We start from the raw sequence: 11918 nt of genomic DNA, 5'->3' as shown, positions 1-11918 counted from the left end.
GTCACATCGTCCCCTTCGCGGTCGTCGCGTCCGTCCCTGCTGCGTCTGCCCCGCCTGGCGCCGACGATTCCTTCCCGCCCGCATCGGCCCCGGACACGTACGCCGCGAGGGCCTCCCCGGTGAGGGTCGAGGCGTCGGTGACCAGCCGGGCGGGCGTGCCCTCGAAGACGATGCGTCCGCCGTCCTGGCCGGCGCCGGGACCCAGATCGATGATCCAGTCGGCGCGGGCCATCACCGCCTGGTGGTGCTCGATGACGATCACGGACTTCCCGGAGTCCACGAGGCGGTCGAGCAGCTCGAGCATCTGGGCGACGTCCGCCATGTGCAGGCCCGTCGTCGGCTCGTCGAGGATCAGGATCCCGCCCGTCTCGCCCATGCGGGTGGCGAGCTTGAGGCGCTGACGCTCGCCGCCGGAGAGGGTCGTGAGGTTCTGCCCGATCGTGAGGTACCCGAGCCCCACCTCCTGCAGATGGCGCAGGATCTTCGCGGCCGCGGGAACCTTCGCCTCCGCGCCCGTGAACAGCTCGAGCGCCTCGTCGACGCTCATCTCGAGGACGTCGGCGATGGACTTCCCGCCCAGGCGGTACTCGAGCACCGAGGCCTGGAAGCGCCGGCCCTCGCACTCCTCGCACACCGACTCGACGGTCTCGAAGAAGCCGAGCTCGGTGAAGACCACGCCGGCGCCCGAGCACACCGGGCAGGCGCCCTCGGAGTTCGCGGAGAACAGGGCGGGCTTCACGCCGTTCTGCTTCGCGAAGGCCTTGCGGATCGGCTCGAGCAGGCCGGTGTAGGTCGCGGGGTTCGAGCGCCGCGAGCCGCGGATCGCCTGCTGATCCACCACGATCGCCTCGGTGCCGCGGGGGAGGGAGTCGTGGATGAGGGAGCTCTTGCCCGAGCCCGCGACGCCCGTCACCACGGTGAGCACTCCGAGCGGGATATCGACGTCCACGTCGCGCAGGTTGTGGGTGCTCGCCCCGCGGATCTCGAGCGTGCCCGAGGCCTCGCGCACGTCCTCCTTCAGCGGCGTGCGGGCGGACAGGTGCCTGCCGGTGAGGGTGTCGGAGGCGCGCAGCCCGTCGACGTCGCCCTCATAGGTGATGGTGCCGCCGTCGCGGCCCGCGCCCGGACCCAGGTCGACCACGTGGTCGGCGATCGCGATGGTCTCGGGCTTGTGCTCGACGACCAGCACGGTGTTGCCCTTGTCCCGCAGGGTGCGCAGCAGGTCGTTCATGCGGGAGATGTCATGGGGGTGCAGCCCGATCGTGGGCTCGTCGAAGACGTAGGTGATGTCGGTGAGGGAGGAGCCGATGTGCTGGACGAGCTTCGTGCGCTGCGCCTCGCCGCCGGAGAGGGTGCCGGAGGGCCGGTCGAGGGAGAGGTATCCCAGGCCGATGCCGACGAAGGCGTCCAGCAGCGCCTGGAGGGACTCCAGCAGCGGCTCGATGCCCCGGGGGGCCAGGCCGGCGACCCAGTCGCGCAGCTCGGTGACGGGCAGGGCGCTCACGTCGCCGATCGAGCGGCCGCCGATGAGCGAGGTGCGGGCGTGCTCCGCGAGCCGGGTGCCCTCGCAGTCGGGGCAGGTGATGAAGGTGACCGCGCGATCCACGAAGGCGCGGATGTGCGGCTGCATCTGCTCGCGGTCCTTGGAGAGCATGGACTTGCGGATCTTCGGGATCAGGCCCTCGTAGGTGAGGTTGACGCCCTCGATCTTCACCTTCACCGGGTCCTTGAACAGGAAGTCCTCGCGCTGGCGCTTCGTGAAGTCCTGGATGGGCACGTCGTCGGGGAAGAAGCCGGAGCCGCGGATCACGCGCACGGTCCAGCCGTCGCCCGTGTACCCGGGGATCGTGAAGGGATCCTCCGACAGCGACTTGGAGGCGTCGAACAGCTCGGTGAGGTCGAGGTCGCTGATCGACCCCATCCCCTCGCAGCGCGGGCACATCCCTCCCACGCGGGAGAACGTGGTCTTCTCCGCGAGGGTCCTCCCGCCCTTCTGCACCGTCATCGCGCCGGCTGCGCTCACGCTGGGCACGTTGAAGGAGTAAGCGCCGGGGCCGCCCGCATGCGGCTGGGCGCGCTTGGAGAAGAGGGTGCGCAGGTGCGCCGCGGCGTCGGTGATGGTGCCGACGGTCGAACGCGGCCCGCCGCCGAGCCGCTCCTGGCCCACGGTGATGGCCGAGGTCAGCCCGTCCAGCACGTCGACGTCGGGCCGGGAGGTCTGGGGCATGAAGCCCTGCACGAAGGCGCTGTAGGTCTCGTCGATCATGCGCCGGGACTCGGCGGCGAGGGTGCCGAAGACGAGCGAGCTCTTGCCCGATCCGGAGACCCCCGTGAACACCGTGAGCCGGCGCTTGGGCAGGGTCACCTCGACGTCGCGCAGGTTGTTCTCCCGCGCGCCGACGATGCGGATCCGGTCGTGGGTGTCGGCGGGGTGCGGGGATGCGCTCATCAGGTCTCCTTCTGCGGGACGCGGCGGGATCGAGTATGCCGTGCCGCAGGCGCTCCCGCGTAGTCTGCGTCGGTGACCCATTACGACATCGCACTCATCGGCTCCGGCTCCGGCAACTCCTTCCCGGGACCCGAGTTCGCCGGACGCTCCATCGCCTACATCGACAAGGGCGTCGGCCCCGACCAGGTCTTCGGCGGCACCTGCCTCAACGTCGGCTGCATCCCCACCAAGATGTTCGTGCACACCGCCGACCTCGCCGCGACCCCCGCGGAGTCCGGCCGCTTCGGCGTCTCCGAGACCCTGGACGGCGTGGACTGGCCCGCGATCCGCGACCGCATCTTCGGCCGCATCGACCCCATCGTCGAGGGCGGCGAGGCCTACCGCCGCGACCACGAGGACAACGCGAACCTCACCCTGCTGCGCGGCACCGCCCGCTTCACCGGGCCCAAGGCCCTGCACGTGGACCTGCGCGACGGCGGCAGCGAGGAGATCACTGCGGACACGATCGTGCTGGGCGCCGGCTCGCGCCCCACGATCCCCCCGATCGACGGACTGGCGGACGCGCGCCCGCAGACCTCCGACACCATCATGCGGATCGACGCGCTGCCCGCCTCGCTCGTGATCCTCGGCTCGGGCGTGATCGCTCTCGAGATGGCGCACATCTTCTCCGGCCTCGGGGTGCGCGTCAGCCTCGTCGCGCGCTCGGGCCGCCTGCTGCGCGCGGCCGACGACGACGTCTCCGCCCGCATCACCGAGCTCGCCCGCGAGCAGTGGGACGTGCACACGGACGTCACCACCACCGCGGTCCGCCGTGAGGGCGACGGCAGCGTGGTCCTGCAGGGGACGGCGACGGGGGCCGGCGGCGAGGAGGACGTCGAGATCCGGGCCGACGAGATCCTCGTGGCCGTCGGGCGCCGGCCGAACTCCGACCTGCTCGACGTCACCGCGGGCGGTATCGCCACGGCCGACGACGGCTGCGTGCGCGTGGACCCGTACCAGCGCGCCCTCGGCGAGGACGGGAAGGTGCTCGAGGGCGTCTGGGCCTTCGGCGACCTCTCCGACCCCGTGCAGCTCAAGCACGTGGCGAACCATCAGCTGCGCGTGGTGCGCCACAACGTCCTGCACCCTCAGGACCTCGAGCGCTCGGACACGATGCCGGTCCCCGCCGGGGTGTTCACGCATCCGCAGATCGCGATGGTGGGCCTCACCGAGCGAGAGGCCCGCGCGCAGGGGATCGACGTGCGCGTCGCCGTGCAGGACTACTCCTCGATCGCCTACGGCTGGGCGCTCGAGGACACGACCGGCTTCGCGAAGATCCTCGCCGAGGCGGGCACCGGCAGGATCCTCGGCGCGCACATCATCGGCCCCGAGTCGACGATCCTCATCCAGCTGATCATCCAGGCGATGAGCACCGGGCAGACGGTCTCCGAGCTCGCCCGCACCCAGTACTGGATCCACCCCGCGATGCCCGAGCTCATCGAGAACGCGCTGCTGCAGCTGACCGACTGAGGGCGGGACCTCACCGCTCGACCCGGCCGACGCAGCACATGACGACGGCGCCGCCCCCGGACGGGGACGGCGCCGTCGTCATGCGATGGACGCTGCGGGAGCGGCTCAGTCGCCGGCCTGGGCGTCCGGGTCCTGGGTGCCGGGCATGCAGGCCGCCAGCGGGTCGGCGTCCGCCTGCTTCTCGGCCTCCTTCGAGGCGTCGCCGGAGGAGGCCTCCGAGGACTCGGCCTCGGTGGTCGGCGCCTCCGTCGTCGTCTCGGGCGCCGTGGACTTCTTCGAGTCCTCGTCCTTCGAGGAGCCCTTGTCCCCGCCGGAGACGGACGTCGTCTCCGACGCCATCGAGTCCTCGATCGACTCCTTCACCCACTTGTGCAGGTAGTCCCAATCGGGGTGGCCGCCCTCGAAGTAGCTGTCGTGGCGCCGGTCCGGCAGGTCCACGCCGGGCACGATCGGGTACGAGGAGAACCCGGAGTCCTTGACCCTCCAGCCGAGGTCCACGAAGGCATCGAGGTCGTCGCTGGGGACGTCGGTCTCGATGTTCGAGCCGGCGACGCCCACGAGCTTCGTGAAGTTCAGGGCGAGCTTGGTGGGGTTCGCCTGCTCGGACACGGCGCGGACCATGCGCTGCTGGCGGCAGACGCGGTTGAAGTCCGTCGAGCCCTCGCGGGACCTCGCGTACCAGAGCGCCTTGTCCCCGTCGAGCTTCTGCTGGCCCGGGTCGATGTACCCGGTGATCGGGTACTTGCCACCGGTGGCCTGGTTGGTGCCGCCGCCGATCGGGATCTTCCGCTCGACGTTCAGGTCCACGCCGCCGATGGCATCGACGAGGTCGGAGAAGCCCTGGAGGTTGACCATCGCGTAGTAGTCGATGTCCAGGCCCAGCGTCTCCTGCACGGCCCACTCGGTCGCGGTGAGGCCGGGGTCGTCGTCGTTCGGGAACAGGTCCTTGTTGTCGTTGGCCCAGGTCCAGACCGCGTTGATGAGGTTCTGGCCCTTGCCGAACGCGTCGAAGCCCTCGGGGAACTTCTTCTGCGCCACGGTCCCCTCGGGGAAGCGCACGTACTGCAGGTTGCGGGGGATCGAGAAGAGCGCCGTGCGACCGGTCTTGGTGTCGATCGAGGCGACCATGATCGTGTCCGGGCGGGTGCCGGTGCGATCGGCCCCGGCGTCCTGGCCGAGCAGCATGATGTTCACGCGCTCGGTGTCCTTCCAGGGATCGCTCGAGCTGAGCTTGCCCGAGCCCCCTCCCGAGCGGAACACGCTCTGGTTGCCCAGCAGACCCTGCGCGGCGTACACGTACTGCTCGGCGCGGGCGAAGGGGATCGCGACGCCGATGACCATGACGAGGGCGACGATCAGGGAGACCGCGCGGCGGCGGCCGTGCAGGCGCTCTCGGGTGTTGTGCGCGAGATTCGAGAGGACCACCTGGAGGATCCACACCAGGGCCACGACGCCGATCGCGATCATCAGGCCGATGAGCACCTTGCGGCTGCTCAGCAGCTTGAGCAGGGTGAGCAGAGGATCGCCGGTCGCGGCCCAGACGCCCGCGACGACCGCCGCGAGCACGACGATCCCCAGCAGCACCCAGCCCAGCCTGCGCAGCGGGGTCGCGAGCAGTCCGGTGCCGGGGATGAACGAGGTCAGCACCGTCCAGCCGGCCGCGCGGGGGAGCGAGCCGTTGCGGCGATCGCTGGCGCGCGGGCCCTGCCCGTCGCCCGAACCGCTGTCGCGGCCGTCGTCGGGCAGATCGGGGCCGTCCGACGGCGGAGTGCCCGAGCCGGAGCCTCCGCCGGAACCGGCACCTCCGCCGGCACCGGTGCTCCCGTGCGCGGAGTCGCTCGAGGGCACGCGGGAACCGGCGTCGCCGCGGGTGCGCGCCGCGGCCACGCCCGTCGCGGCGGCGGCCGCGCCGACGGCGGCACCGGAGGCGGCGCGGGAACCGCCGCGCGCGTCGTCGTGTTCGTCCTGGCCCGCCGCGCTCGGGGACTCCGCGGAGGAGGCGCTGACGGGGCTCTGCGGAGCCGGGCTCTGTCGGGCCGGGCTCTGCCGGGCAGCCGGGCTCGCGGCGGAGGCGACGGGACTCGACGCGGAGCCGACGGGGCTCGATGCGGAGCCGGCGTCGTCCGCCTGCTCGGCGCGGTCCGCGGGGACCGGCGCGGCCGACTCCTCCTCGGCGTCACGCGGTCCGAGCGCGGTGACCGACGAGCTCGCTCCCAGTCGCACCGAGGTGCGCGGCGGCTCCATGGGCTCGAGGACGGTGGTGGGAGGCTCCTCGGAGCCCCCGCGCGAACGATCTCGGGACTGCGCCGACTCCGCGGACTCAGCGGACTCAGCGGGGTGCTCGCGGCGCGAGACCACATGGCTGTCCGCCGCCGACCACGCGTCCATGTCCTCGTCCGACTCGCGCCGGGCGCGGCGCGCGCGAGGACGCGTGGAGGCGTCGACCGGCGCGGAGGAGGCGGCCGCCATCTCGGTGCGCTCGTCCCGCGGGGGACCGGCGCGGCGACCGCGGGGGCGGGGCGCGGATTCGTCGGCCGAGGCGGCGCTCACCGGGGTGGGCGCGGCCCCGGGCGACGGGACAGGGGCAGAGGGGGAGGATGCACGCGACGGGGAGGGCGCAGGGGCAGGGCCGGTGTTCGCCGAGGCTGCGGACGCTGCGGATCCGGCGGATCCCGCAGAGGCAGCAGATCCCGCGGATCCCGCCGAGGCGGCCGATCCGGCGGAGGAGGGGCCGATCCAGCGGCGTGCTGTGCTCGCGTCGAAGCCGCCGGAGCGCTCACGATCCCGGCCCGCGCCCGAGGTCTGGGCGGGGCCGCTGTCGGTCTGCTCGTCAGCGCGCCGACCCACATGAGGGCGACGCGAACGGCGACCAGGTGTCTGGTCCGTCATGGCGCACATCCTACGGATGTCCCCTCCGGGCTTGTTCCTCCGCCCGTGCCGGGCGTGTGAAGAAAGGGCGCAGGTGCTGCGTCGGGGCCCAGGGACCCCCGCGAGCCCGCCGAGAAACGGGAGAAATCGGATCATATCCCCCTCGTGGGGGCACCGGAGCGGCGTGTCCGAGGGGATCCGTGCGTGCCCGTCGGGAGGGTCCGCGGGCGTGCGCCTCGGCGTGGCAGGTCTCACCTCGCAGGCCCTCCCGCCGTGCGCACGGTCCGTATCCTGGCGTCATGCGCCTCATCCACACCCCGCAGACCGACCTCACCTACGACGACTGCTTCTTCCTGCCCTCCCTCTCGTCGATCGGGTCGAGGTTCGAGGTGGATCTGGGGTCGGACGACGGCACGGGCACGACCATCCCGCTGGTCGCCGCGAACATGACCGCCGTCTCGGGACGCCGCATGGCCGAGACGATGGCGCGTCGCGGCGGGCTCGCCGTGCTCCCGCAGGATCTGCCCGCCGAGCGCGTCGAGGACATCGTGCGCAGCGTGAAGCGCCGCGATCCTCTCGTCGACCACGCGCTCACCCTCGAGGCGCACGGGACCATCGGCCAGGCGCGCGCCCTCATGCCCAAGCGCGCCCACGGCATCGTCGTGGTCGTGGGGGCCGACGGCCTCCCGCTCGGCGTCGTCTCCGCCGAGGAGCTCTCCGGCCGCGACGCCTTCACCGCCGTGGGCGACGTGGTCAGCACCGACGTGCTGCGCCTGAGCGCCCAGGAGGCCGCCGGCGAGCCCGCGCCCCTGCATGCGCGCATCGCCGCGACCCACCACGAGGCCGCCCTCGTGCTCGAGGACGACGGCTCCCTGCGCGGCGTGCTCACCGCGCGCGGTGTGCTGCGCTCGACCATCTACACGCCCGCCCTCGATGCCGAGGGGCGCCTGCGGATCGCCGTCGCGATCGGCATCAACGCCGACGTCGCCGCCCGCGCCCGCGCGCTCGTCGACGCCGGAGCCGACGTGCTCGTCCTGGACACGGCGCACGGCCACCAGGACCGCATGCTCGAGGCGCTGCGCGCCGCCCGCGAGGCCGTCGGCCCGCGCGGGTCGACGAGCGTGCGCATCGTCGCCGGCAACGTCGTCACCGCCGAGGCCACGCGGGACCTGATCGAGGCCGGCGCCGACATCGTCAAGGTGGGCGTCGGTCCGGGCGCCATGTGCACGACCCGGATGATGACGGGCGTCGGCCGCCCACAGTTCTCCGCGGTCCTCGAGTGCGCGAGCGCCGCCCGCGAGCTCGGCGCGCGGATCTGGGCCGACGGCGGGGTGCGCCACCCGCGCGACGTCGCCCTCGCGCTCGCCGCGGGCGCGTCCAACGTGATGGTCGGTTCGTGGTTCGCCGGCACCTTCGAATCGCCCGGCGATCTCCACGTCGACGAGCGGGGCCGCGCGTACAAGGAGAGCTTCGGCATGGCCTCCAAGCGCGCCGTCAGCTCGCGCACGGCGGCCGAGGACGCCTTCGCACGCGCCCGGAAGTCCCTGTTCGAGGAGGGCATCTCCTCCTCCCGCATGTACCTGGCCGACGGTGCGGGCAGCGTCGAGGACCTGCTCGACGAGATCACCGCGGGCGTGCGCTCCTCGTGCACCTACGCGGGCGCGGGCGACCTCGAGGCGTTCCGCGAGCGGGCCGTCGTCGGCCTGCAGAGCGCGAGCGGCTACGCCGAGGGCAAGCCGCTCGCCCAGTCCTGGAGCTGACCTCGGCGCGCGCCGCCGTCGTCCGTGCGCAGGACCACCGGTTACGCTCGGGGCATGACGACTCTCGTGATCGGTGGTGCCGGGTACATCGGGTCGCACGTGGTGCGACTCCTGCTGGAGAAGGGCGAGCAGGTGGTCGTGGTCGACGACCTCTCCACGGGCTTCCGCTCGCGCACGGAGGGCGCCGACCTCGTCGAGCTCGACGTGACGAGCAAGGATGCCGTGGACCGCCTCGCCTTCCACCTCACCAGCTCCGGCGCGGACTCCGTGATCCACTTCGCCGCCCACAAGCAGGTCGGCGAGTCCGTCGCGAACCCGGAGATGTACTGGCACGACAACGTGGGCGGGCTCGCCAACGTGCTCGCCGCCTGCGCGAAGGCCAAGGTGCGCGACGTCGTGTTCTCCTCCTCCGCGGCCGTCTACGGCATGCCCGACGTGTACTCCGTGACCGAGGATCTCGAGCCGCGGCCCATCAACCCCTACGGCGCCACGAAGTACGTGGGGGAGTGGATGCTGGCCGACGCCGAGCGCGCCCACGACATGCGCACCGTCGCACTGCGCTACTTCAACGTCGCGGGTGCCGGCTGGCCCGAGCTCGCCGACACCCTGGTGATGAACCTGGTGCCGATCATCCTGGACGCTCTGGACCGCGGGGACGTGCCGACGGTGTTCGGCGACGACTACGACACCCCCGACGGCACCTGCATCCGCGACTACGTGCACGTCCTGGACCTCGCCGAGGCGCACGTCGCCGCGCTCGACTACCTCCGCGGCGACGACCGTCCGCACCACGTGTTCAACGTCGGCACCGGCACGGGCTCGAGCGTCCTCGAGGTGATCGACGCGATCGCGAAGGTCAAGGGCATCGAGATCGAGCCGCGCCTCGGCGAGCGCCGCCCCGGCGATCCGGCGCGCCTCATCTGCTCGACCGACCGCATCCGCGAGACGCTCAGCTGGAAGAGCGAGAAGTCGCTCGAGGACATCGTGCGCTCGGCCGTCGAGGCCCGCGACGCCGCGAACGGCGCGGACGCCGCCGGGTCCTCCTCGGAGGGCTGAGCCCGGGAGAGCTGAGCTCGGCAGGACCGGGCCGGCGCTCACGCAGACGAACGAGGCCGCATTCCCGCTCGGGGGATGCGGCCTCCGTCGTGCGCGGCCGGTCGCGCCTCAGGTGCCGCCCCTCAGGCGCCGCGCCTCAGGTGAGGTAGCGGTAGATCGGGTCGTCGGGGTCGATGCGCTCGATCTGCATGTTCGAGGCGGCCATCCGCGAGAGCAGGGGCTCGAAGTTCTCCTTCGCGCCGAGCTCGATCCCGACGAGCGCGGGCCCCTCCTCCCGGTTGTTGCGCTTGATGTAGTCGAACAGGACGATGTCGTCGTCCTGCCCGAGCACCTGGTCCAGGAAGCGCCGCAGCGCTCCCGGCTCCTGCGCGAAGGTGACCAGGAAGTAGTGCTTGAGGCCCTCGTGGACGAGGGAGCGCTCGACGACCTCGTTGTAGCGCGAGACGTCGTTGTTCCCTCCGGAGACGACGACCAGGATGCCGTCGCCCGAGTCGCCCTGCGCGCTCGGGGCGTCGTGCGCCTCGGTGCCGATCGCCTCGGCCTCGTCGGCGCCGTCGGGCCGCACGAGACCCGTCGCCACGGCCGCCGCGGCCAGCGCGCCCGCGGGCTCGGCGATGATCCCATCGGTCTGGTAGAGCGCGAGCATCTCGGTGCACACGGCGCCCTCGTCCACCGCGACGAGGTCCGGCCCGATGGCCTGGGCCGCGCGCAGGGTCTCCGCGCCCACGCGGCGCACGGCCGCGCCGTCCACGAAGCGGTCCAGATCGTGCAGGGTCACGGGACCGCCATGGCGCAGGGCCGCCGCCATCGAGACCGCGCCCGCGGGCTCGACCGCGACCACGCGCACCGAGGGCTCGCGCTCCCGCAGCCAGGTGCCGCACCCGCCCAGCAGCCCGCCGCCGCCCACGGGCAGCACGACGGTGGAGATGTCCTGGCCGTGGTTCTCGCGGATGTCGATGAGCGCCTCGAGGGCGACGGTGCCCTGGCCCGCCATGATCTGGGGGTGGTCGAAGGGCGGGACCATGGTGGCGCCCGTGCGCCGGGCGTCGTCGGCCGCGGCCTCGGCGGCGTCGTCGAAGGTGTCGCCGATGAGGATCAGCTCGACCCGGTCGCCTCCGAGCGTCGTGATGCGATCGCGCTTCTGGCGGGGCGTGGTGCCGGGGACGTAGATGCGGCCGTCGATGCCGAGGGCCTGGCACGCGTAGGCGACGCCCTGGGCGTGGTTGCCGGCGCTCGCGGCGACCACGCCCGCGGTGCGGGACGGACCGTCCAGGGAGTCCATGAACAGGTAGGCGCCGCGCAGCTTGTAGGAGCGCACCACCTGGAGGTCCTCCCGCTTGAGCCAGACCGGTACGCCCGCGATCGCGCTCAGCCGCTCGCTCAGGTGCACGGGGGTGCGGCGCACGATGCCGTCCAGGCGCGCGGCGGCGGACTCGACGTCCTCGGCGGCGAGGACGGGCTGGGGCGTGTCAGTGGCGGACATGGGGTCTCCGGAAGGGGTCGACGACGGACGGGCGGGAGGGGCCGGAGTCGTCGTGCTGCCGCCCGCACGGGGCGCGCGGGGTGCGGCGCGCCGGCGGATCGGGCTCGGGACGACGAGGATCCTTGCCCCTGCACGGACAGTACGCAGATCTGCGCGAGGGTGCACTCCCGGTCGTCAGGCGGTCACGGGGTGCGGCGCTGGGGAGCCCCGGGGCGACCGGGCACAGGGCGCCCCGGCGGGCGATGGCGGGCCGGGCGCACGGGGGAGGGGCGCGCGAGCAGGCGCTCGACGTCGTCGAAGACCACCTGGGGGTCCGTCTCCAGCAGCAGTGGCATCCCGGAGACCACGGGGATGCGCAGGCTCTGCGGGATCTCGACGGTCGCGATGATGAGGTCGGCGTGGAAGTCCTGGGAGAGCATGTCCATCACCGTGGTGGGCAGGACGTGCGCCTGGATGCCCCGGTGCGCGAGGTGCTCGCGGACCTGGCGGGCCAGATGTGCGGAGGCGGTGACGCCGGAACCGCTGACGACTGCGATGGTGCGCACGGACGCTCCCTTCCTTCGAACCCGGGCCCGCGGTCCGGGCGGCGCCGGACCCCGCGCCGTGTGGCGCAGGTCACCATCCTGGCACGCGCGAGGCCCGACGACCAGAGGGTCCGAGGGGTGGACCCGCCCGTCGTCCCGGATCCCTCGTCCTGGCACGGGCTCGGGACGGGGCCGGGCCCGGACCTCGCGGACGCAGGACGCGCCGCGGCCCCGGACGGGATCCGTCCGGGGCCGCGGCGATGACCTCC

The 11918-nt window shown here is 72.8% G+C and carries 7 protein-coding genes; 3 read left to right on the top strand and 4 right to left on the bottom strand.

All coding sequences use genetic code 11. The annotated features are described in order from the left end of the window. Position 1: 1 nt before the first annotated feature. Positions 2–2449, bottom strand: a complete 2448-nt coding sequence (locus tag M4486_RS09035; protein WP_249480826.1) for an ATP-binding cassette domain-containing protein — start codon at positions 2447–2449, stop codon at positions 2–4. Positions 2450–2521: 72 nt separating this feature from the next. On the opposite strand from M4486_RS09035, the gene M4486_RS09030 reads away from it, so the two are divergent. Continuing rightward, a complete protein-coding gene (locus M4486_RS09030; RefSeq protein WP_249480825.1) occupies positions 2522–3958 on the top strand; it encodes a mycothione reductase in 1437 nt (478 codons plus the stop codon). A 105-nt stretch (positions 3959–4063) separates the two neighbouring features. On the opposite strand, the gene M4486_RS09025 is transcribed toward M4486_RS09030, so the two are convergent. Beyond that, the gene (locus M4486_RS09025) at positions 4064–6427 is read right to left on the bottom strand and encodes an LCP family protein (RefSeq protein WP_249480824.1); all 2364 of its coding nucleotides are present in this window, start codon (positions 6425–6427) and stop codon (positions 4064–4066) included. 698 nt (positions 6428–7125) lie between these two features. On the opposite strand from M4486_RS09025, the gene M4486_RS09020 reads away from it, so the two are divergent. Together M4486_RS09020 and galE are read left to right on the top strand one after the other, a co-directional pair. Then, complete coding sequence (locus M4486_RS09020) at positions 7126–8586, top strand: GuaB1 family IMP dehydrogenase-related protein (protein ID WP_249480823.1); 1461 nt, start codon at positions 7126–7128, stop codon at positions 8584–8586. Positions 8587–8640: 54 nt separating this feature from the next. Continuing rightward, a complete protein-coding gene (gene galE / locus M4486_RS09015; protein WP_249480822.1) occupies positions 8641–9642 on the top strand; it encodes a UDP-glucose 4-epimerase GalE in 1002 nt (333 codons plus the stop codon). A gap of 136 nt (positions 9643–9778) precedes the next feature. Here galE and ilvA read toward each other — a convergent pair whose 3' ends face one another. Together ilvA and M4486_RS09005 are read right to left on the bottom strand one after the other, a co-directional pair. Then, positions 9779–11125 carry a threonine ammonia-lyase IlvA gene (ilvA, locus tag M4486_RS09010; protein ID WP_249480821.1) on the bottom strand — a complete coding sequence of 449 codons (1347 nt, stop codon included), beginning with the start codon at positions 11123–11125 and terminating at the stop codon, positions 9779–9781. Positions 11126–11307: 182 nt separating this feature from the next. Continuing rightward, positions 11308–11670: a PTS sugar transporter subunit IIB gene (locus tag M4486_RS09005; protein ID WP_249480820.1), complete on the bottom strand. Its 363-nt coding sequence runs from the start codon at positions 11668–11670 to the stop codon at positions 11308–11310. Between the last annotated feature and the right edge of the window lie 248 nt (positions 11671–11918).

It is taken from the genome of Brachybacterium kimchii (genome assembly GCF_023373525.1).
GTDB lineage: Bacteria > Actinomycetota > Actinomycetes > Actinomycetales > Dermabacteraceae > Brachybacterium > Brachybacterium kimchii.
This window is presented reverse-complemented; position numbering and strand designations above follow the sequence as displayed.